This window comes from Streptomyces akebiae (assembly GCF_019599145.1).
GTDB lineage: Bacteria > Actinomycetota > Actinomycetes > Streptomycetales > Streptomycetaceae > Streptomyces > Streptomyces akebiae.
Map to the genome: position 1 here is coordinate 6,976,343 of NZ_CP080647.1, position 20,764 is coordinate 6,997,106.

Below are 20,764 nucleotides of genomic sequence, written 5' to 3' on the forward strand. Positions count from 1 at the left end.
GTCGAACACTCCACCCGCGTTACCTCAACCGAATTAACCCAACGGTGAGGGATCGACGGCCGAACCTCGCAGGTCAAGTCAGAGCTCTCAGGTCCGGAACGCCCCGGGATGGGTCTGTTCCCGAACCGCCACGTACTGCTGCCGGACCGCCTGCCCCACCGCCAGCTCGTCCCCCGGCTCCAGCACCTGCGCCGCCGCCCCCGGCCACATCGGAGGCGTACGCGGATCGAGCGTCCCCTGCGAGACCCCGAGCGCCCACGCGGCCTGCCGGGCCGCGCCCACCGCCGCGTAGTCCGCCGGCTGCGGCACCACCACCTGCACCCCGAACAGCGCCGGCGCCGCCGCCTGCACGGCCGGCAGCTCCGCCGCCGCACCCAGCAGGAAGATCCGCCGTACGTCCACGCCCCGCCCCCGCAGCACGTCCAGCGCGTCCGCGAGCCCGCACAGCATGCCCTCGAACGCGGCCCGCGCGAAGTGCTCCGGCCTCATCGACTCCCGCCGCAGCCCGGCCAGCGTCCCCGCCGTGTGCGGCAGGTTCGGCGTCCGCTCGCCCTCCAGATACGGCAGCATCACCAGCCCGTGGGACCCCGGCGTCGACTTCATCGCCAGGTCGGACAGCGCCTCCAGATCGGCCACGCCCAGCAGTTCGGTGGCCCCGCGCAGCGTCCGTACGGCGTTGAGCGTGGTGACCACCGGCAGATGCATGCCCGTGGCGTCGGCCAGCGAGGTGATCATCCCGGAGGAGTCGACGAGCGCCTGGGTGTGGACCGCCATGACGGACCCGGAGGCCCCCAGCGACACCACCGCGTCACCGAGGCCGATACCGAGCCCGAACGCGGCGGCCATGGTCTCGCCGGTGCCGGCCGAGATGAGGAGCCCCTCCGGCGTCGTACCGGCGGCGTCCGAGGGGCCGAGCACCTCGGGGAGCATGACCTGGTGTCCGAGGGCCATCTCGACGAGATCCGTGCGGTACTGCCCGGTCGCCGCGTTCCAGTACCCGGTCCCGGACGCACCGCCCCGGTCCGTCGTCCTTCTGACCGGCCGCCCCAGCAACTGCCAGACCAGCCAGTCGTGCGCCTGGAGCAGTACGGCCGTCCGCATCGCGGCGTCCGGTTCCGTACGGCTCATCCAGCGCAGCTTGGTCACCGGCTGCGCGGCCCCCGGCACACAGCCGACGGCCTCCGCCCACGCCCCTCGCCCCCCGAGCGCGTCGACGAGGTCGGCCGCCGCGACCTGGGTCCGCCTGTCTCCGCCGACCATCGCCGGACGCACGGTGTTGCCCTGCGCGTCCAGCGCGATCAGCCCGTTCTGCTGGGACGAGACACCGATCGCCTGCACACCCTCCAGCAGCCCGCCGCCGGCCGCCTCCCCCAGGGACAGCAGCCAGGCCTGCGGGTCGACGTCCGCCGGACGCCCCCCGCTCTCCGCCGGCTCCAACGGGTGCGGGGCATAACCCTGCCTGAGCACTGCCCCTGTGTCCGAGTCACAGACGACAATGCGCGTAAAATCGGGCGAACTGTCCAGCCCGGCGACTATCCCCATGGCAGAAATTCTGCCGCACTGGAAGGGGTGGGAGCGCCGCGCGGGGGGCCGGTCGGCGCAATGTGACCCTCGGAACCCGCCTAGGTGTTGCTGGTGCCCCAGTCGTCCCCGGCCGAACCGTTGGCGTTGCGTGCCCGCAGCGAGCGCACCCGCTCGGCGACCAGGTCCGGCATACGGTCGCCGACCTTCTCGCTGACCACGTGGTACGCCTTGCCCGCGTAGACCCGCCCCTGCTGGGCGGCCGACTCGGCGGTGTTGCGCACTGCGGGGTTCTGCGCGACCTGTCGCGCGGACTTCTTCAACTGCTCGTAGCGTTCGCGTCCGGCCTTCGTGCCGAGCACGTAGCCCAGGGCCAGTCCGGCAAAGAACGTGAGCCGATAGCGCATGGCGACCACCCTTCCCTTACGTCTGCGTCGGTCCCTTGCGTTGCCCTGCGCGGGCGACGGGCGCGGGGGATACCGATTGGCGGAGCACCCCCCTGCTTGCGCTAATGTATGTGTCGCAGCGAGCGCACGCCCCCTGGCGAATACCCAGGGAGGTACGTTCGATGCAGCGAGGCAATCCTCCGTAGCTCAATTGGCAGAGCAGCCGGCTGTTAACCGGCAGGTTACTGGTTCGAGTCCAGTCGGGGGAGCTTCGATCTTCCGTAGCTCAATTGGCAGAGCAGCCGGCTGTTAACCGGCAGGTTACTGGTTCGAGTCCAGTCGGGAGAGCCACCGAGGAAGGACCCCCTGAGGGTCCTTTTTCATGTTCGGGGGAACCGCGTGTGCCGCGCCGAGGTCCTCAAGGTCAAGAAGCGCATGCGAAGGCCGACCATCCGAAGCAGGAGATCGTATGAGCGGCTATGCTGCGGCAGACGGCGCGCACACATGTACGCGACACGCCGTACGGGGCGGTAGCTCAGCCGGTTAGAGCAGCGGACTCATAATCCGTCGGCCGTGGGTTCGAGTCCCACCCGCCCCACCACTCGCTACGCGAGGAGAAACCTTCTGACCAGGCACTTCCCTGGTCGGAGCGAGGGTGTGAGGGTCCTGGCGACCCCGTGGTGATCATGATTTCATGATCGTCTGGACAAATTCTGGACGCAGGTCACGCGGCGCGTGAACGAGCCCTCTTCTGCCTGTTGTTGCGGCGGAGAGGAGCGGGGCGCGAGGTGTCCCACCCCGCGATGTTCGGCGTCTCCGTTCGTGCGAGCGTGAAGCGGAGGAGGGCGAACTCCTGGCGCTGATCTCCCTGGTACTGGTCGTTGAAGTTCTCGATCCGGACCAGCTCTAGATCGTTGCTCGTGCAGTGATCGCGCATCCACTTCACGGCGGCATTGGCGGCGTCGTCCTGGCCCCGGCCGGCGAGGGTGACCAGGCCGAGGAGATCGGAGTCGGGCCGGGCCTGGGCGCCTACGGACCAGTCCTCACCCGCCTGGCGCGCGCCGTGGGCGAAGAAGACGGCGAGGTCGCCCTGCCAGGTCGTCTCGGGGATCTCCAGCGGCGTGTGCACCTTGTAGGGGACTTCGCGGGGGACGACGGCGATGACCGACTCGGCCTCGGCCCGCATCATTTCGGGCAGGACGCTGGTGTAGGTGTCGGAGGTGATCTGGCGTGAGGAGTGCCCCAGCTTCTCCTGGACCACCTTGATGTCGTTCCCGGCGAGCAGGGAGAGCGTGGCCGCCAGGTGACGTAGGTCGTGGAGGCGGACCGGCGGCAGGCCGGACAGCTCAACGAGACGGGCGAAGCGTCGGGAGATCCAGTCCGGGTGCAGCGCCTCACCGTTCTCGTGCGTCCACACGCGACCGGTCTCGACGTAAGCAGCTCCCCACTCCTGGCGCTTCTGCTCCTGCTTCGCGCGGAAGCTCACCAGGTTGTCGGCGGACTCCAGGCTCAGCGACACGGTACGGACGCTCTCGGCCTTCGGCGCCTCGCCGTACAGCTGGTAGGCGACTTCCACGATCTGCTGGGAGATCCGGAGCCAGAGGGCGTCGATGCTGACCTCCGTCCACGGCACCGCGGCCATCTCGCCGCGGCGGGGGCCGAGGAAGATGAACGAGTGCCACAGCTCGTAGAGCCAGTCGTCCTTGACGAAGTCGAGGAACTCCCCGGTCAGCTTGGGTGTCCAGACCATGACCGGGCCGGGCTTCTCTCCGGTGCGCTTCCAGTGCTCGACGCGTTCTGGGGTCCAGACGATCGGCTTCGGCCGTGTGACCGACGGAAGCTCGACGAGCTGCGACCAGTTCTTGGCGAATGCCTGCTCGCGCTTGATCCCCCAGGTGAGCGCCGAGCTGAGGGTGTCGTTGATGCGGTGCATGGTCGCGGGGGAGGTGACCTTTCGCAGGCCCCTGCGGCCCTCGCGTAGAGCCTTGTTGGCCTCCAGGAAGGCTTGCCTGTACGGACGGCGTTCTTCCCTCTTGGCGTAGCCAGCGGTCTTCACCCAGGCCCGGTGGGCCTCATCCCGAGCCTCCTGGAGCTCCGTCACGCGGAGCCGGTGGAGGATGCGCTCCGCGTTCTCCCTCTCGATCGCGTCGTACATGAGGTCGAGGTGGCGGACCTTGAGGTCGCGTCGCTTGATGTGCCCCAGGTGTGGGACGAGGTAGTTGTCGAGGTGCTCCTGATAGCCGTGGCGAGTGGTGCGTGCGAGGGACTTCTTCGCCTTGATCCAGCGGAGGAAGAAGTCGCCGCACGTCTCGTCGGACAGTACGTCGGTGCCGGCGGTGGCGGCGTCGTACAGTTCCTTCGCCTTCCGCTGGGCATCCGTCTTCTTGGCGAACCCGCCGCGCCGGACGCGCTGACGCTCGCCGCCCTCGCCGGGCTCCAGCTCGAAATACAGGTGCCAGGTGCCGTGGTCCTTCTCTGCGAGCTTCGGGCAGCTCGCGCCGATCTTGCGCATCTTCGGCTTGCCGTTGGCTTGCTTCTGCGGTCTGCCGTCCTTGCCTATGACGGGCTCCTGGCAGGCGCAACGGCGCGTGTAACTGGGGTCGAACACGAATATCCCCTTCGTGGCCTTCACTTGTGGAACTTCTGTGCCGGTCTATGTCGACCTAGTCCCTATCTTGCCCCAACACTCCAGTGTTGGAGTATCCTTATGGCATGTTGGCGTGGGGGAGAACGCGACAACGGGAATGACAACGAAGGACGCATCTGTAGCTACGGACGCCGGGGTCAGTTCGATGACCCTGGAGGAACTACTCGCGCTGCCACCGACCGTGAACGTTGTGACGGCCGCGCGAGCACTCGGGATCGGCACGCACAAGGCTTACAACTTGATCAAGGCGGGGTCTTTCCCCGTGCAGACGCTCCCTCTGGGCGGCACGGTGAGAGTCCCTACTGCTGCACTGTGGCAAGTGCTCGGGGTGACGCCACTGGTGCAGTGATCATGTAGCCCTGAGTCTGTCGGTCTCGCTGGGCCATAGCTGGGACATGTGCCGTGGCCTAGGATCAGGCGGCTACGGGCGCACGAGACGAGAACGGACCACCGCATGCCACGGCTCTACGGTTTCGATGACGCCTCACGTCGTCGGCTACGTGACGACGAAGTGGACCCGCTCCGCCAGATGGTGAGCCGGGCGCTGGTCGACCTGTCTGTGTCCAACGCGGACGTTGCGGTCTGGGCGAACGGTGAGGGCTACCGGGGAACGCTTGGCGGGGAGTGGAAGGACGCGTCGGTCGGACGCCTGTTTCGCAACCCGGCGATCGCTGGACTGCGCTACGACGATGACGGCGAACTCGTCGACGCGGGTCACCCCGGAGCTATCACGCGCGAGGAGTTCGAAGCCCTCCTGGAACGGGAGAAGGCTCGCAGTACGAAGGATGCAGAGCCCGCGTACGACTATCTCCTGATTGGCGGGGGCTGCACCTGCGGCAAGTGCACACAGGACCTCGGAGGTGCCCGCACGAATTCGGGTACGCCCGGATACCGCTGTCGCCCGAAGGGCAAGAGCGGGCACGGAGGCTGCGGTGAGGTCCGGATTGATGCCGAGCTGTTGGAGGACCACGTCGGAGAGAACGTCGTGGCGGAACTCCTCAAGCCCGGCATCCGAGCCCAGATCGCTAAGGCCCAGGCCGCCGTGCGCAAGCAGGTTGAGAACCTCAAGCAGGACATCGAGGACCTGGAAGGCCGCCAGTCGGAGCTGGGGAGGCTCTACGGCAACCGCGAGATCAGTAGCGAGGCGCTGGTAGCCGGAGAGCGCGAGATCGCGGCCAACCTCAAGGCCATCCGTTCGCGCCTTCGCTACGCGGAGCAGATGGCGAACTTCTCACTCGGCCATGCCAAGGACCTGGTGAAGTGGTGGAACAGTGCACCCACCGCGTCGAAGAGAGCCATCACGCTGCTCCTCCTGGAGAAGGTCGAGGTGTTCCCGGCGAGTGCCCGTGGCGTTCGGACCATCGAGCCGGGACGAGTCGTCCTTCACTGGCGCAAGCTGTCCGGCATGTCAGGCGGCTGAGGCAGCCACCCGTGATGCGAGCCGCTTGCCTACCATCGCCATGGTGAGCCCTGTGATCAGTGAGATCACGGCGAGCCCGGCCAGGAGTGGGGAGACGATCTCCTCGTACCGCAGCGGCCACGGGTGGCCGAGGTAGTGGGTCACCAGGTATGACCCCTTGCTGGCGGCGTAGGCTACGCCGAGGAGCGCGGAGATCGACGACAGGCCGAGACCGCGGGCTGACCAGGCGTGTCCGGCGCGTCGGGCAACGAGAGCCATCCCGGTGCAGAGGAACGCGATCTCGCCGCAGGTGATCGCTACGTAGCCGAGGTAGACCATGAGGTAGACGGTGACGCCTGGCACGACGGCGTATTCGGTCGTGAACTCCACGCTCTCATCGGTGGTGTTGACGAACAGCGGCAGCATCGCCGTCAGGACGCACACCGCCAATGCGATGCGTGCGTACAGGCTGGCCTTCAACACCTCGTGGTTGTAGGACCAGTCCACCATCATCAGCTGAAGACTGCCGCACCACACGACTGCGCAGATGTGCGCTCCGAGCTTGGCGGCATTGTTCATCCCGGTCACAGACTCGATCGCGTCCTCTATGGCCGGGACGGCGAAGGTGACGCCCACCGTGCAGATGCCGATGGCCACAGCTCGGGCGAAACGGGCTACGCGGTAGTCGCTTCGGTCACGCTGACGCCAGGCTTCCCGAGCGGAGAGCACGGTGCCCACCAGGCCGATCAGAGCGCACAGGCCGAAGACTAGGCCGTCCATTTGGTTCAGGTTCCTTCCAAGTCAGAGACGGCACGCTCAGCCGCTTCGGTGAAGCTGAGGCGCCTCCGTCGGCCAGGCCGCGGTGGTTCCGGGGCGGGCGGAAGAGGCTCGGGGACCTCTGGGACGGCGAGATCACTGTGCCCGTGTCGCAGACGGATCTCACGTGCGGCCTCCAGAAGTTCGGCAGCTCCGGCGTCACCCAGGTCATGGATGAGTCGAAGTGCCTCGCGTGCGTCTTGGTACTCCTCATAGACCGACAGGGACGTCAATCCGTTGTAACCGGGGAGTAGGTAAGCTACCGGAGAGTTCAACGCCCGTGCGAGGCCGCAGAGTTGGGCACTCGAAGGGTTTGACTTGACGCCGTTCAGGAGGTCGTTCACGACCTGGTGAGTCAACGCGGGCTTGCCGCCGGGAGTCTCGGCTGTGGCGGCAGCGATGTCGCGCGTGCTCAGGGTCTTCCCATCATCCCTGAGTTTCCTGCCGATGAGGACAGCGAGCTTGCTGGAGAGGGGGGTGTCCGGGCCGAGCGGCATGGTGCTGGCTACTCCTAGTGATCCGGCAGGCCCGACCTGGCGGTGGACGGTGGATGTGATGCGCACTAAGTATCGCTGTGGGGCGACAGTGGCTGACGAGGCGGCACAATGTCTATGTTGGTTGACAATAGGTAACGCTCGAAGCAAGATCTAGAACGTCAGGCGTAGTAAGCGCGTGCTCGGCATGCGGGGCCGCCACCCCTCTACCGCCTCCTTGGGTGCAAGATCGCGACAGGCACCCATCTGGGCCTCGATGTGTGCCGCTAACTCGCCTGTGTGGGGATCTAAGTGGGCCGCGGCTCGTTAGGGAGGCGGAACGCTGCAATGCGGGGAGGGTACGGGTGGGGATCGAGCTGGACCGAGTGTTGGCCCGACTGGAGGAGTCGGGCGGCACGGAGAACGTCATCCTGGATGACGAGGCTGCGTTCGCCGCACTGGGAGCTTTAGCGATCGTCGACGCGAAACGCGTCGGTTGTGACGTGGAGCATGCGAGCGGCGCTGCCGCGAGTTGATCTACGCGAGTAGCGGAGAGCGGGCCCCGCGAGGGGCTCGCTCTCACGCGTCTGACCTGCAAAAACTTCTCGAAAATTGTGGACCTCCCTCCTGAATGCATATAGAATAGAACCAGAAGGAAGGGGGAAAGAAGAAGCCCCCACTGACCTCTTGGAGATCGAAATGTCGCGCAAGTACGCCACGCTGAAGATGCGCCAGATCCACCGCAACCCGAACCAGCCCCGCAAGGCCTTCGACGAGGACGCGCTGAAGGAGCTGGCCGAGTCGATCAAGGAGCACGGCCTCCTCCAGCCGATCGTCGTCCGGAAGGTGGAGGAGGGCTACGAGCTCGTGGCCGGCGAGCGCCGGTTCCGCGCCAACGAACTCGCGGACAACATCACCATCGACGCGAAGATCCTTCTGCCCGAGGGTGAGTCCGAGATCAGCGACATGGACTCCTTCAAGAAGGCGATGGCCGAGAACCTGAACCGCGAGGACATGCTCCCTCTGGAGGAGGCGCGCGGCTTCAAGAAGGTCCTGGACGAGGAAGAGGGCGCCACGCCCGCCAGCGTTGCCAAGGCGTTCTCCAAGTCGGTCCAGTTCGTCAATCAGCGCCTGGCCCTGCTCGCCCTGCGTCCGGAGATCCAGGCGGCCGTCGACCTCGGGCACATCGGCACCCAGGCCGCCGTCCAGATCGCCGCGCTCTCGAAGGACAACCAGAAGGCGGTCTTCCAGGACTGGAAGAAGGGTGACAAGAACGACAACCAGCTCGTCCACATCGCCTACGCCATGCGCAAGCAGGAGAAGGCGGCCACCCAGGACTCCATGGTCGACGTCGACGAGATGACCCCCGAGGAGAAGGCCGAGCGGAGTCGCGTGCAGGCCAAGACCAAGGGCGACCTCGACGCCATCGAGGGGATGTGGGCGCTGCTGGACAGCATCGGCAAGGCGGACCCCATGGAGCTGGCCCGCACCCTGGCGGGGGAGGTCGGCAAGCGGCTTGAGCAGATGGACCGGGTCGCGGACGTCGTGCAGAAGGCCCGCTTCCAGCTCCGTCAGGCGAAGGCGCACGCCGACGCCAGCGAGATCATGGTCAACCCCGCCGCCGCAGCGCCCGACCTGGTGGCCGAGGCCGAGGCCGTACTCGCCCAGGTGGACCCGGCTGCGGGCGACGCCGAGCCGGAGACTCAGGCCGAGCCCGCCCCGGAGCCGGAGGCCGCCCCGGGCGCCGACGCCAACACGGAGGCGGAGACCGAGGCCACCCCGGTCGCCGACGTGGAGACCGAGAGCCCGGCGGGGCCGGAGGAGGACGACACCGAGGCCGAGGCGGTGGCCGAGCCGGTCGCCGTCGCAGCCTGACCCGTCCGTCCCGGGGCGGCCCCCAGCGGGCCGCCCCCTTCTTTATGGAGCCCCACAGTGATGAACGACATCCGGACCATGCGCAACATCAACCACAACCTGTTCGACGTGCCGGCCTCAGCCAACGCCCTTGAGGAGTACGACTCCGACGTGGCCGAACTCGTCCGCCAGGCTGCGGCGCACCTGTTCAAGGCGCGCCGTGACAACGACGGGACCGCCCTGAACGAGGCATACAACCTCACCCTGCTCGCCGCCTCCGACCTCATGAAGAGTGCCGGTAGTTCGGTGTACGTGCGCACTCATCTCATGGTCACGGCCCGTCTGGTCGAACTCGAAGCGGCGCTGCTCGCCGCTGCGGCCAACACTGCCAGCGAGTGAGGAAACGACCGTGAAGATAGATACCGACGTTCTCAAGGCCATCCGCTCCGCCACGGTCGACGGTCTGACGCTCCGTCTCAACGGCACGCTCGACCGCAAACTGTACGACCGGGTCAACCTGGCACTTCAGGCGGTCGGCGGCACCTGGAACCGCTACCAGCGCGCCCACATCTTCCCCTTCGCCGCTGCCGACGCCATCGCGGGACTGCTCGCCACGGGCGAGGTGATCACCGACGTCGACCGTGGGTACTTCCCCACGCCGAAGCCCCTTGTAGAACAGCTCCTGGACCTGGCGGAACTCGAAGCCACTTGTGAGGTGTTGGAGCCGTCGGCCGGACGCGGCGCCATCGCCAAGGCCGCAGCTGCCCGCGGTGCCGTTGTCGACTGCATCGAACTCGACACCGCTCGCGCCGAGCACATCCGCGCCGGCGGCTACGCCCGCGAGGTCACAACTGCCGACTTCTTCAGCGTGAAGGTGCAGCGCCGCTACCAGCGGGTCATCATGAACCCGCCGTTCGCTGACCGGCAGGACATCCGGCACGTCCAGCGGGCGTTGCGCTTCGTCCAGCCGGGCGGCCTGGTCGTGGCGGTCATGTACGGCAGCCTCCCGTACCGGAGTGACCGTAAGGCGAGGGACTTCCGGTCGCGGGTTCAGGAGGCGCGAGGGACTATCACGGAGCTGCCCGACGACGCGTTCCCGGTCGGTGTGTCCACGGTGGTTGTCGTCATCCCGGTCCGTGAGCCCGCGCCGCTCTCTCGGTTCAACCCCCAGGCGCCCAGGCCCGAGGACTTCACTGCAAGGCCCGCAGCGGCCCAGCAGGGGCTGTTCTTCACGGACGCGCCGACAGCCCACGGCACGGCGCCCCTCGACGGGTTCGAGTACGGGGTCGCACCATGGCTGGAGATAGATCCCAACACTGATGCGTGATACGTTCTATCTCGTTGGTGGAGGCGGCCTCAGCCGAGGAACCGGCTCACCAACGTGCCGTGGCATGCGGCACTCCCCTTCGGTGCCTGGCGGGTGGCCAATCCCCCGCGCCCTACCCGCCAGGCACCGGCCCCGCGCCTGAGCGGAGCCGCCGGAGCGCCGCCAAGATCCACGATCACGACCGGACCCGTCCCCGCCTCACGCCGGGGGCGGGTCCCCGTGCACTCAGGAGCGCCATGAACACAGAGGACTTCGCCGGGCACCCAGAAGATCGCGAGCTGTACGAACGTCTCCTCGTCGAGCGGGACGGGACGCCGATCAGGGCCCTCGCTGAACGTGACCCGGGCCTCGAAGTACCAGGAGACCCCGATCCAGACGCGGCCCGGCACCTCACGGAACTCGAAGCAGCCACAACTCCCCGACGACGAAAGCGACATGGAGCATGACCACCAAGCAGGCACCGCCCGCAGAGCCGGAACGCCGGATACCTCCCGTACCCGGTGCGGTGTGGTGCCGATCCTGTGACTCCTGGTGCCTGCCGACCGGCATCTGCGGCTGCAACAACCGGTGATGCACACCCTTCTGCGCCTTGTCGCCGACGCGATGGCCGTCCTACTCATGGCGGTCATCGCCGTTGTCGCCTGGGTCGTTGTACAGCTCGGCGGCGGCGGTGTCCTTCTTGCCAGCCTCTTGGCATTGCCCGCCTGCGGGCTGGTGGCCGCCGTCGTCCACCGCGTTCAGCGATGGGTGGGCAGTCGACGACCAACGGACCGGCTGAACCCTTGCCCTGGCGACCGCCGCGGCCCAGCGTGATCGTCTAGTCTGAACTAGCTGTAGGGCGCGGGGAACGGCCTACACAAGGGACGCCCAGTGACCCCGACGCCCGCCAACATCCCCGAACTGCTCCTGCCGCTCGCCGTCCCCACCGAGGACCTCGTTCCGTACTACCGGAACCCCCGCAACGGTGACCTCCCCTCGATCGCCGAATCGCTGACCGTCAACGGCCAGTACCGCGCGATCGTCGTCAACAAGGGCACCCACACGGGCCGCCACAACGAGATCCTGGCGGGCAACCACACGTACGCGGCTGCCCAGCAGCTCGGCTGGGACCAGATCGCCGTCACCTGGGTCGACGTCGATGACGACGCGGCGGCCCGCATCGTCATCGTCGACAACCGGACCAACGACCTCGCCGGATACGACAGCGTGCTCCTGGCCGAGATCCTCTCCGACATCCCGGACCTGGCCGGCACCGGCTACGACCGCGAGAGCGTAGACCGGCTCCTCGACGACACCTCCCTGCCCGAGACGCTGGAACTCACCTCCGACGGCGCGGGCACCGGTGCCGCAGCCACCGTCGACTACCTCCAGTGGGGCTACCTCCAGTGGGAGTCCAAGCGGGTCCGGATCACCTCCGAAGAGGTCGAAGCCCTCAACGCCATCTACACGAAGTTCGTGGACGACACCAACAGTGACCTCGGCTTCGGCTGGCACGTCTTGCAGCAGGCCCACGAGGAGGGCGAGGCGGCATGAGCAGCGCCCCCACCACGACGTTCTACGAGGCGTACCCGCTCGACAGGCTTCGCCCCGCCGACTACAACCCGCGCCGCCTCAGCGAGGAGGCGTTCGTCAGGCTTCAGGCGTCACTGCGCCGCCACGGTGTCGTGAAGCCCGTCATCCTCAACGCCGACGGCACGCTGGTCGCAGGCCACCAGAGAACCAAGGGCCTCCAGGCCATCGGCCTGACGCACACGCCCGCGGTCATGCTGGGCACGAAGGTCAGGTTGCAGGACGAGATCCAGTTCAACCTGCTGCACAACCGAGTCGAGACGGAAGCGAGCGTCGTCTACGCCGAGCCCGGCGTCATCGGCGCCTGGTCGTGGATTCCATGGCAGTCCGTCCGGGTCGCGGAACGAAAGAACCTCTCCTTCGTCAATGCCATCGGGCACATGACCGCCGGCCACGGCCCCTGGGGGAGCGTCGTCATCGACGACCAGGGCCGCATCGTCCTCAATGCCGAATACGCCGTCGTCGCGTCCATCAACCGCTTCGACCTCCTCGCCTGGACCGTCACGTCCGCCGACGCCGCCCAGCTCCACGCCGACCTCACCGGCGAGTACGGCGTCTACGACTGGACCGCCATCGAGAGCAAGGCCCCGGTGTGGAACCAGCACATCGTGCAGCCCAAGAGGCTCCGCAAGTTCTCCTCCAAGGCCAAAGCCGGAAAGCTCGCCTACGGCTCCGAGACCTGGGACCAGTTGGTCACGCCCTGGCTCAAGCCCACCCACCGGGTCGTGGACTTCGGCGCCGGGTACGGCGACTACGCCAAGCACCTGCGCGCCAAGGGCTTCAACATCCACGACTACGAGCCCTACCGCTGCCGGGACGGCTCGTACGCCGTCGACATCCGCGCCGTCGTCGGCATGATCCGCGACATCGACAAGGACATCCAGACCAACGGCCTGTACGACGTGGTGGTCCTCGACTCCGTCATCAACGCCACCACCACCCTCGACTACCAGCACTGGGTGATGACCACCGTCAACGCCCTCTGCTCGGCGGACGGGGTCGTGTGCCTGGGCACACGCAACCTTGCCCGCGAACTCAGGGACGAGCAGGCCAAGCGGGTCACCTCCCAGACCGCCACCACGAAGATGAGCTTCCTCGACGAGGACAACGTGGAGATGAACTTCGTCAAGGGGAAGTGGCAGAAGCTCCGCTTCCACACCCCCGACACCCTGGAGCCGCTGCTCCGCCGCTACTTCGAAGACGTACAGGTCACCGACCTCAGCGGCTCCAACATCAAGGCCACCTGCCGCCGTCCCATCGCGCTCCCCAAAGAGGAATACGAGAAGGCATTCGAAGAGGAGTTCAACATGCCTTACCCGAATGGCTTCCGGCATGACAGGCATCTGGAATTGGTGGGAAATTTGATAAAATTGGTAGTAGAGAGAAATAAATCTCTTGCCAATTGAAACAGGTAAATGGGGAGCGGATGTCACAGCTAATACAGGTCAAAATTGAATCACGAACTCGATACCACATCATGTGGCTGGCAGGCGTGCGGCACGTAGCCCTCGACCAGCACTGCCTGCGCAGCTTTGGCCAGCCCGACCGCCCTCGGCTCGACATCAGCCGCCGGCACCAGACGATCGAACTCCCCGAGGACAACCCGCCCCTGGCCTGGTATCTGTGCGCGCTGCCCAACCCGTGGAAGTGGAGCGACAACGCGCACCTTGCCTTCGAGGGCGCCCCCGGAGAGCAGTGGGAGGGGCCCGCCCTGGTGCCGGGCCTGTATGTGCACCTGGAGAACGCTCGCCCCATCATCGGATGGGGCGATCACAACATCCCCGAGACCGAGCCGCGCCGGAAGTCAGTCCGTTTCCGGACCTGCCGCAACTACCAGTTCGCCTGGTGGCTGCGGACCGAGCGCAACGCGCCCGACGCGCCACCCGAGTACGTGCCGCCCAAGCGGCCCGGTGAGGGCGAGCAGATGTCACTGATGTGATGCGGGTGGGGCCGGGCGAACGTCGTCTGGCCCCACTGTCGTCTCCTGGTCTCGCCTGGCCTCATCCGCCGCCCTGGTCGTCTCCTCGCCGCGCACGGCGCGAACCAGCGCCCGCCATGAGTCGACGAGAGGCGGTAGTTGGTCGAGGAGCCCTTTGGCCACGAAGATGACGACGGAGAGAACCCCGGCCCAGGCCAAGATCCACAGGATGACGGTCGAATCCACCGTTCGGTTTCCCTTTCAAAGGGCCGAACTGCGCGCGGGCACACTCAGTTCGGCCATGGTTAATGGCTGAACTGAGTTTCGTGCCGGCGATTGAAACTCAGGGTCTTGCTGCGGCGGTCTCTTCCGGGCTCCGAGTGCGTGTGGAGAAGCGAGCTTGCCTTGGCATGCGGTGTGGGCATTGGAGCAGGTCGCCGGGATCCGCTCGGATGTCCACACCGCATGGCCTACGCCCTGCATGGAGACGGAGACGTTATCAACGTCCACGTCTCCATGCAGGGCGTAGCCCACGCTTCAGGGCAGCACGGTAGTGGATGTGTTTGCCCCTGAGTGGCGAAACCGTCCAACAGATCTTGATTCCGCCGAACATCATCGAGTGGGATCATGGACTCGGGCGCGGGGGCGCACCCGAGCTGTGAAGGACCCCCGCCGTGGGACGCCCCGACAGAGCCGCGCGTGCGGCCATCGCGCGCCGCCGCTCGGACGCCATCGATCTACGCCTCGCCGGCGTGGACTGGTTGACGATCGCCCGCAAGCTCGCAGCCGATCCGACCGTCAACTCTGACGGGATCGCCTACCCGCAGGGGTACGGAGTCGAGCGGTATCGCAAGAACCAGGACCCTCCCACCAACGAGGCCCTGATTCACGCCGCTTGCCGGGACGTCCGCACCGCGCTCGCCGACCGACGTGCTGAACTCAACGATGACGTAGATGAGTTGCGCGCGTTGGAAGCTGACCGACTCGACCGGCTGTTCTTCGTTGCCTACAAGAAGGCCGTCCGGGACCAGGACCTAGCCGCCATCGACCGCACCCTGCGGATCATGGAGCGCCGCGCCCGGCTGCTCGGCCTCGACATGCCCGTCCGTACGGAACTGTCCGGTCTGGACGGCGGACCGGTCCAGGTCGAGAACGTGACCGTCGACGAACTCGACGCCCTGATCGCGCTCACCGATCCGGACGGCGAATGACGCCGCGCGACCACGAAAGCGTCATCGCCCACTACAAGACCCTTCCACCAGCGCAGCGCCGCACCATCGCACGGGCCGCATCTCCCACGCTGCGCGCCGAGTTGGTGCGCGTCGAACGCCAACTCGCCATGGACCGCTCGCCAGGTGCACTCGCCGCCGTCCTCACCGGCGGGCGCGAGATGCAGGCCCCGCACCTGGATCTCATCGACCAGGCGTTCATCGACATGGCCGCAGGCCGATGCGACCGCGTCATGCTGACCATGCCCCCGCGGCACGGCAAGAGCCGACGCGCCTCCCGATGGGCCCCCCTCTGGTACCTGCGGCGCAACCCCGGCCATCGCATGATGATCGCCAGCTACTCCGCCGACTTGGCCGACGACCACGGCCGGTGGATCAGGGACGCCATCAACACCTGGGGCGACGACCTCGGCATCCAGCTCAAGGCAGGCAGCCAGGCCGCCAACCGCTTCGACATCGTCGGCGGCGAAGGCGGCCTCCTCGCGGCCGGTATCGGTGGCGGCCTCACCGGACGCGGCGCACACATCGCCATCGTCGACGACCCGGTCAAGGACATGGCCGACGCCGACAGCCCCACCATGCGCAAGCGCGCCTGGGACTGGTGGACTTCGGTATTGCAGACCCGACTCGAACCAGTTGGCGCCATCTGCCTCATCCAGACCCGGTGGCACGAAGACGACCTTGCCGGACGCATCCTCGCCACTGAGCGCGACGCCTGGCGGGTCATCGATCTGCCCGCCATCGCCGACAGCTACGACGACCCGCTCGGCCGCGCTCCTGGTGAGGCGCTGTGGCCCGAACGCTTCGACGTCACCCACCACGCCAAGACCCGCAAGCGAGTCGGCGAACGGGTCTGGGCCGCCCTCTACTTGCAGAAGCCACGGCCGCCGGAGGGAGGCGTCTGGAGGCGGGAGTGGATCGAGACCGCCCGCATCAACGCCGTCCAGTTCTCCGGTCTCGACATGGCACGCATCGTCGTCGCCGTCGACCCCGCCGGCGGAGAGTCCACCGTCGGCGACGAGACGGGCGTCATCGGCGTCGGCCGCGACTTCGACCGACAGTTGTACGTCCTGGCAGACCGATCCGGCTCGATGGGCGCCAACGACTGGGGTCTGGCCGCATGCCGTCTAGCCCTCGAACTCAAGGCCGACGCGATCGTGGTCGAGAAGAATTACGGCGGCGACATGGCGCGGCAGATCGTCACTCAGGCGTGGGAGCAGCTGCGCCGCGAGGGCGTCACCAAGGGGCTCCTGATGCCCATGATCCTGGAGGTCACCGCCAAGGTCGGCAAACGCCTGCGGGCTGCCCCCGTGGCCCAGCTGTACGAACAGCAGCTCGTACACCACGTCGGCGAATACCCCGAGCTGGAAGGCCAGATGGTCACCTGGGTCGAGGGAATGGACAGTCCCGACCGCATGGACGCTGCCGTGCATGGACTGACCGAACTGGCCGACCCCGACCAGCTCGACACCCTGCCCACCGACACTGATGACGACCGCTTCGACGGCCGCCGCTGAACTGGCGAGGGCAGACGTACGACCGGAAACGGCCCCAAGAGGAAACTGCCCAGGAGGATATGGCCCCTGGTGGCCTACCTGGGGACTTGCCGATCTACGGGCCATTCCTCTCCACACGCAGCGGCTCACCAGCGAGCAGGCGGTCAGCGATGTCCTGTGCCTCCGGGAACGCCGACGACGTCAGCCGCAGCCCGGCGTGAGCCATCACCGTCGCGACACGCTCTGCCAGTTCCTTGTGTTGTCCGTCCGGAAGGCGGCCGAGTTCGAAGGAGAGCCAGACCCGCATGTCCTGTCCCTGCGACACACGAACCGGGTCCTGTGGGGGAGCGCAGGGAATCGTGGCGTCGGTCAGCGCCTGGACGACTTGGTCCCGTAGTTCGGCCGTGTTCCGCTGGTCGACCGTGCGTGTCGCGGCGTAGATCGCATCGCACAGTGCATTGGCGGCCGGGACTGCCGCGCTGACGGAGAGGGTGAACGGTCCCATGGTGACGGTATCTGTGGCCGGGTCGTAGCCGAAGCTCCAGAAGTCGCGGGCTACGTCGCGTGGGTCAGCGGTCTTGCGGGCGTCTGCCTGCGGCCCGCCGCCCCTGCCGCGGGCCCAGTCCTCGAAGTGAGTGAGCCCGTCGCGGACGTGCTTGATGTTCGGCAGGGCGTCAAGGAAGACCTGCTCGGCGTTATCGAGTGCGGTGATCACCGCAGGATCCATGCCGAGGTCTGTGAGGGCGATCCGTTCGAGCTTGACTGCGGCGAGGAGCTGGCGCAGGGCGACGACCAGTGTTCGTGCGTCGATCTGCCGGGAGCTGAACCAGCCGACTTGGACGTCGTCACCGTGCATGCGTGCCACGGTCAAGGCGACCGTGGCACGCAGCCAGCTCGATTCCGAGAGCGCGATCGAGTACGGATTGTCCGCTGGGGACCAATCATCCGGCAGGTTGCTGTTCATGACGGAATCTTCGACCCCGGAGCCTTCGGCTGCTCGGAATTTCCGGATCCCGCGGCGCTGTGAACTGTGGAAGCCTGACGTAGAAGACGTCTCGCAAGTGTTGAGGCGCGGCGCGGGGTCGACCGCCTGGAGGGGCGCTGTGGGCTTGCGCGAGCTGCTCACAGGCATCGTGAGGCAACCCGTCTGGAGTGCTAGTCGAGCATCAGATGCGCGGGGAAGTAGCAGTCGCCCGTGTCGTTCGCGTGCCGCTTCTTGCGGGAAAGAAGGTCGTCGAGCCGGACCCGGTCATCGAGAACGCAGAACAGGTCAGTGCCCTCCATGGTGAGAAAGGCGGTGCCCTCGTGGAAGGCAGCCTTGGCGCCTGCGCTGAAGCCGTTGACGCTGATGAACAGCCCCAACGCGTTCTTCCCCTTCCGGCGAACCTTTTCGTTGAACAGCAAGAGCGGGCCGGCCTCAACTGCCCCCTTCAACCATTTCGCTTCAAGGACGTAGTCGTCTGTGTCATAGGTGATCGAGCCGTCGATCTGCTGAAATTCAAGGTCATAGCCGAGGCGAGGCTGCATGTCGAAGAGGTCGAACAGCGAGTGCAGGAAGGGCTCGAAGGCTCGACCGGCACGCTGTCGGTCAGCGTCCAACTCCAACCGCAAGAACTCTTCCTTCAACTCACCGAGGCGTTGAGACAGACCCCGGCGGTGCTTCGCACGCTCCTCGTGTTGGGCCTGCTGCGCCTCCACGCGGGCCCGTTCCTCCATGAGGCCTTGGAAGCGTTCGGTCCAGGTTTTGAGATCGGCCACGGCGTCATTGGCTTGCGCTAGCAGCTTCTCGGCGTCCGGTTGGCGCTTGAGGCTGGGAAACGACTCCATCTGCGAGATCTCCAGCATGATGGAGAGAGTGAGGTCCCGGTATCGGTCCTCATCCGCCATCAGCCGATCTACGAACTCCTCGGCGAAGGCGATCTTGTAGTCCTCGAAGTTCAACCCGGCAACGAGCTCCGGATGCTCCGACGCACGGAGTCGGAGGAACTTGATCAGATCCTTCTTGAACCAGTAGATCCTGGCTAGCGCCTCGACAAGAGCACCGTACGCCGCCGGGTGAATCCGCTGCGCTCGCATCGACGTCACGTAACCCCGCCTTCGACATCGGAGGCCAGCGCCGATGCTGCCCCCAACATGATGATGTTACCCAGCGGCAGTGGGCGGTCCCCCTGCGTTCAGATCGAAGGATTGCTTTCACGCCGTAGGCTGATCTTGCGGCGCGGGGCCGACTGCCTGGAGGGGCACTGTGGGCCTGCGCGAGCTGATCACCGACGTCTGGAGCTGGCTGGACTACAAGCCAGCCATGGCCGACCCGCGCCGACCGGGCCGTAACACCTGGGCGGAACTGACCCGCTCCTGGGTGCCGGACGAAGATCTGCGACGCCTGGCCGCTTACCGGCTCCTGGCCGCGTACGACTCCAACCAGGCTGGCCAGTTCGCCGCCGTGACTGGCGACGACGAGGCAGGTATCGAGCGGAGGGAACTCGGAGATGCCTCCAAGCTGGTCGACACCGCGCTCGGCTACCTCCTCGGTTCGCAGCAGGTCATCAGCGTCGCGGGTGCGGAGCACGCTGACGATGAGCCGACCGCCGAAGCTGCTGCCGCGCTGGCCGTGCAGGACAAGTTGAGGTCCTGGGCGGAGAAGGAGCTGCTGCCGCTGCGTATGCAGCAGGCCGAGCGAACCGCGATCCTGCTGGGCGATGCCGTCTACACCCTGGCCTGGGATCCCGCGAAGGGGCGGGCCCTGCTGCGCACCTGGGATCCGGGCTTGTACTTCCCGGAGTGGCCGGAGGACGGAGAGCAGGACGGTGCCGAGTTCCCGCTGCGTGTTCACCTGGCGTGGGAGCTGCCCGAGGACAAACGGCGCGGGCTCAAGACGAGGCTTCGGCGTGTCACCTACGAACTCGGCCCGATCAGTCCGGCCAGTCGGCGCGGCGCGGCGAAGGACGGCAGCCCGGCACGTGAGTACCTGTACACCGAGAGCGGCGACCCGATCCTGGTGAAGGGCGACGTACGCAACGCCGACACGGGCATCATCACCCGCACCTACCCGTGGGCGCCTAACCGGCCCTCCCCGTGGACGTGCTTCCTCACCGACGCGGAATGGGATCTGGACGACCTCACGTACGCCGACCTGCTGTACGACCTGCCGACGCACAAGGCCCGCTACCGAGTCCGCTCGGACGGTGAAGTCCTCGACAGGCTCGACCTGATGGTGGACTTCATACCCGTCGTCCACATCACGAACAGCATCCCTGCGAGTGGAGAGCACTGGGGGAAGCCGACCGTGGCCACCGTCCTCCAGGCCCTGGACGAACTGTCCGCGACCGACACCGACGGCTCCGGCGCGTCGGCCACCACCGGCTCGCCGATCATCGGCCTGGCCGGAGCCCGGTTGCCCATCGACCGAGCGACCGGCCAACCGCTGCCAGTGAAAGTCCGGGCGGGGACGGTGTGGCAGCTCAACGACAACGGGCGCATGGACGTCCTCGACACTTCGGCCCAACTCGCCGAACTTCGGGCCCGTGTCGACCACATCCTCGATCGGATCGCAGCGAACAGCCGTCTCACCGCTGCCGGCCTCGGCACCCTAGATCCCACCGCGCTGCCGTCCGGGTACGCGCTACAGCTCGCCTTGGGCCCGCTCGACTCGCTCGTCGCCGCCATGCGCCTGGTCCGCAACCACAAGTACGCCGTGCTGCTGCGCATGGTGCAGCGCCTCCACCAAGCGGGACAGGCAGAAGGCTGGCCCACGGGGGAGTCGCTGCCCGCGCGCCTGATGTGGGGCCCGCACACCCCAACCGACCGTGCCGCCGTTCTCGACGAGGTGGTCAAGGGCGTTGGCGCCGGTGTGCTGTCCGTCGAGACCGGCGTCCGGATGCTCATCGACGCCGGGTACCCGATCGACGACGAGCAGACGGAGATCGAACGGATCCAAGCTCGCGCCTTCGAGGCCGCCGCCCGCCTTGCCGACGCGACCGGGGACAACGCTGCTGTCCGCGAATACCTTGGGCTGTCGAAGGCCGACTTGGAGCTCCCGAACACGCCCTTGATCTCAGCCGAAGAACGTTCGGAGTGAGCGAAGGGATATTCGGCGGTCCGCGGGATCTGCGCACCCGATAATCGTGCG

18 protein-coding genes and 3 tRNA genes are annotated in these 20,764 nt (G+C 66.8%); 14 read left to right on the forward strand and 7 right to left on the reverse strand.

Going from position 1 to position 20,764, the window contains the following annotated elements; genetic code table 11:
* Positions 1-87 precede the first annotated feature (87 nt).
* Both K1J60_RS30030 and K1J60_RS30035 read right to left on the reverse strand, forming a co-directional pair.
* A complete protein-coding gene (locus K1J60_RS30030; RefSeq protein WP_220648927.1) occupies positions 88-1,542 on the reverse strand; it encodes an FGGY family carbohydrate kinase in 1,455 nt (484 codons plus the stop codon).
* Positions 1,543-1,622: 80 nt separating this feature from the next.
* Positions 1,623-1,928, reverse strand: coding sequence for a YtxH domain-containing protein (locus tag K1J60_RS30035; protein ID WP_220648928.1), 306 nt, complete (start codon positions 1,926-1,928; stop codon positions 1,623-1,625).
* Positions 1,929-2,103: 175 nt separating this feature from the next.
* Here K1J60_RS30035 and K1J60_RS30040 point away from each other — a divergent pair.
* The 3 genes from K1J60_RS30040 to K1J60_RS30050 all read left to right on the forward strand — a co-directional run bounded on the left by K1J60_RS30040 (position 2,104) and on the right by K1J60_RS30050 (position 2,508).
* A tRNA-Asn gene (locus K1J60_RS30040) sits at positions 2,104-2,176 on the forward strand.
* Positions 2,177-2,182: 6 nt separating this feature from the next.
* Positions 2,183-2,258: transfer RNA gene (locus tag K1J60_RS30045), tRNA-Asn, on the forward strand.
* 173 nt (positions 2,259-2,431) lie between these two features.
* Positions 2,432-2,508 (forward strand) — tRNA-Ile (locus tag K1J60_RS30050).
* Positions 2,509-2,631: 123 nt separating this feature from the next.
* On the opposite strand, the gene K1J60_RS30055 is transcribed toward K1J60_RS30050, so the two are convergent.
* Positions 2,632-4,515: a tyrosine-type recombinase/integrase gene (locus tag K1J60_RS30055; RefSeq protein WP_220648929.1), complete on the reverse strand. Its 1,884-nt coding sequence runs from the start codon at positions 4,513-4,515 to the stop codon at positions 2,632-2,634.
* A 493-nt stretch (positions 4,516-5,008) separates the two neighbouring features.
* Here K1J60_RS30055 and K1J60_RS30060 point away from each other — a divergent pair, with 493 nt between their 5' ends.
* Entirely contained in the window at positions 5,009-5,974 is a 966-nt protein-coding gene (locus K1J60_RS30060; protein ID WP_220648930.1) for a recombinase family protein, read from the forward strand.
* On the opposite strand, the gene K1J60_RS30065 is transcribed toward K1J60_RS30060, so the two are convergent.
* Together K1J60_RS30065 and K1J60_RS30070 are read right to left on the reverse strand one after the other, a co-directional pair.
* Positions 5,963-6,733: a hypothetical protein gene (locus K1J60_RS30065; protein ID WP_220648931.1), complete on the reverse strand. Its 771-nt coding sequence runs from the start codon at positions 6,731-6,733 to the stop codon at positions 5,963-5,965. The genes K1J60_RS30060 and K1J60_RS30065 overlap by 12 nt on opposite strands.
* A 5-nt stretch (positions 6,734-6,738) precedes the next feature.
* The gene (locus K1J60_RS30070; RefSeq protein WP_220648932.1) at positions 6,739-7,266 is read right to left on the reverse strand and encodes a hypothetical protein; all 528 of its coding nucleotides are present in this window, start codon (positions 7,264-7,266) and stop codon (positions 6,739-6,741) included.
* Positions 7,267-7,607: 341 nt separating this feature from the next.
* On the opposite strand from K1J60_RS30070, the gene K1J60_RS30075 reads away from it, so the two are divergent.
* The 9 genes from K1J60_RS30075 to K1J60_RS30115 all read left to right on the forward strand — a co-directional run bounded on the left by K1J60_RS30075 (position 7,608) and on the right by K1J60_RS30115 (position 16,656).
* Entirely contained in the window at positions 7,608-7,778 is a 171-nt protein-coding gene (locus tag K1J60_RS30075) for a hypothetical protein (protein WP_220648933.1), read from the forward strand.
* 163 nt (positions 7,779-7,941) lie between these two features.
* A complete protein-coding gene (locus tag K1J60_RS30080; RefSeq protein WP_220648934.1) occupies positions 7,942-9,117 on the forward strand; it encodes a ParB/RepB/Spo0J family partition protein in 1,176 nt (391 codons plus the stop codon).
* Positions 9,118-9,177: 60 nt separating this feature from the next.
* On the forward strand, positions 9,178-9,495 hold the full coding sequence (locus K1J60_RS30085; RefSeq protein WP_220648935.1) for a hypothetical protein: 318 nt from the start codon (positions 9,178-9,180) through the stop codon (positions 9,493-9,495).
* 10 nt (positions 9,496-9,505) lie between these two features.
* On the forward strand, positions 9,506-10,423 hold the full coding sequence (locus tag K1J60_RS30090; RefSeq protein WP_220648936.1) for a methyltransferase: 918 nt from the start codon (positions 9,506-9,508) through the stop codon (positions 10,421-10,423).
* A gap of 870 nt (positions 10,424-11,293) precedes the next feature.
* Positions 11,294-11,956, forward strand: coding sequence for a ParB N-terminal domain-containing protein (locus tag K1J60_RS30095; RefSeq protein ID WP_220648937.1), 663 nt, complete (start codon positions 11,294-11,296; stop codon positions 11,954-11,956).
* On the forward strand, positions 11,953-13,398 hold the full coding sequence (locus K1J60_RS30100; protein WP_220648938.1) for a methyltransferase domain-containing protein: 1,446 nt from the start codon (positions 11,953-11,955) through the stop codon (positions 13,396-13,398). Before K1J60_RS30095 ends, K1J60_RS30100 begins: the two co-directional genes overlap by 4 nt.
* Positions 13,399-13,484: 86 nt before the next feature.
* Positions 13,485-13,931, forward strand: coding sequence for a hypothetical protein (locus K1J60_RS30105; RefSeq protein ID WP_220648939.1), 447 nt, complete (start codon positions 13,485-13,487; stop codon positions 13,929-13,931).
* Between the two features lie 653 nt (positions 13,932-14,584).
* Positions 14,585-15,121, forward strand: a complete 537-nt coding sequence (locus tag K1J60_RS30110) for a hypothetical protein (protein ID WP_220648940.1) — start codon at positions 14,585-14,587, stop codon at positions 15,119-15,121.
* On the forward strand, positions 15,118-16,656 hold the full coding sequence (locus K1J60_RS30115) for a terminase large subunit domain-containing protein (RefSeq protein WP_220648941.1): 1,539 nt from the start codon (positions 15,118-15,120) through the stop codon (positions 16,654-16,656). The genes K1J60_RS30110 and K1J60_RS30115 overlap by 4 nt, the downstream gene beginning before the upstream one ends.
* Before the next feature lie 94 nt (positions 16,657-16,750).
* On the opposite strand, the gene K1J60_RS30120 is transcribed toward K1J60_RS30115, so the two are convergent.
* Entirely contained in the window at positions 16,751-17,599 is an 849-nt protein-coding gene (locus tag K1J60_RS30120; RefSeq protein WP_259407982.1) for a hypothetical protein, read from the reverse strand.
* A 191-nt stretch (positions 17,600-17,790) separates the two neighbouring features.
* Positions 17,791-18,711, reverse strand: a complete 921-nt coding sequence (locus tag K1J60_RS30125) for a hypothetical protein (RefSeq protein WP_220651766.1) — start codon at positions 18,709-18,711, stop codon at positions 17,791-17,793.
* A 169-nt stretch (positions 18,712-18,880) separates the two neighbouring features.
* On the opposite strand from K1J60_RS30125, the gene K1J60_RS30130 reads away from it, so the two are divergent.
* Positions 18,881-20,713, forward strand: a complete 1,833-nt coding sequence (locus K1J60_RS30130) for a hypothetical protein (RefSeq protein ID WP_220648942.1) — start codon at positions 18,881-18,883, stop codon at positions 20,711-20,713.
* The last annotated feature ends 51 nt before the right edge of the window (positions 20,714-20,764 follow it).

Bases quoted from the DNA above. Each gene is read 5' to 3' on its own strand.
- K1J60_RS30065 (WP_220648931.1), bottom strand. From the start codon at position 6,733: ATGGACGGCCTAGTCTTCGGCCTGTGCGCTCTGATCGGCCTGGTGGGC.
- K1J60_RS30125 (WP_220651766.1), bottom strand. From the start codon at position 18,711: ATGCGAGCGCAGCGGATTCACCCGGCGGCGTACGGTGCTCTTGTCGAG.
- K1J60_RS30030 (WP_220648927.1), bottom strand. From the start codon at position 1,542: ATGGGGATAGTCGCCGGGCTGGACAGTTCGCCCGATTTTACGCGCATT.
- K1J60_RS30035 (WP_220648928.1), bottom strand. From the start codon at position 1,928: ATGCGCTATCGGCTCACGTTCTTTGCCGGACTGGCCCTGGGCTACGTG.
- K1J60_RS30120 (WP_259407982.1), bottom strand. From the start codon at position 17,599: ATGAACAGCAACCTGCCGGATGATTGGTCCCCAGCGGACAATCCGTAC.
- K1J60_RS30070 (WP_220648932.1), bottom strand. From the start codon at position 7,266: ATGCCGCTCGGCCCGGACACCCCCCTCTCCAGCAAGCTCGCTGTCCTC.
- K1J60_RS30115 (WP_220648941.1), top strand. From the start codon at position 15,118: ATGACGCCGCGCGACCACGAAAGCGTCATCGCCCACTACAAGACCCTT.
- K1J60_RS30085 (WP_220648935.1), top strand. From the start codon at position 9,178: ATGAACGACATCCGGACCATGCGCAACATCAACCACAACCTGTTCGAC.
- K1J60_RS30060 (WP_220648930.1), top strand. From the start codon at position 5,009: ATGCCACGGCTCTACGGTTTCGATGACGCCTCACGTCGTCGGCTACGT.
- K1J60_RS30080 (WP_220648934.1), top strand. From the start codon at position 7,942: ATGTCGCGCAAGTACGCCACGCTGAAGATGCGCCAGATCCACCGCAAC.
- K1J60_RS30100 (WP_220648938.1), top strand. From the start codon at position 11,953: ATGAGCAGCGCCCCCACCACGACGTTCTACGAGGCGTACCCGCTCGAC.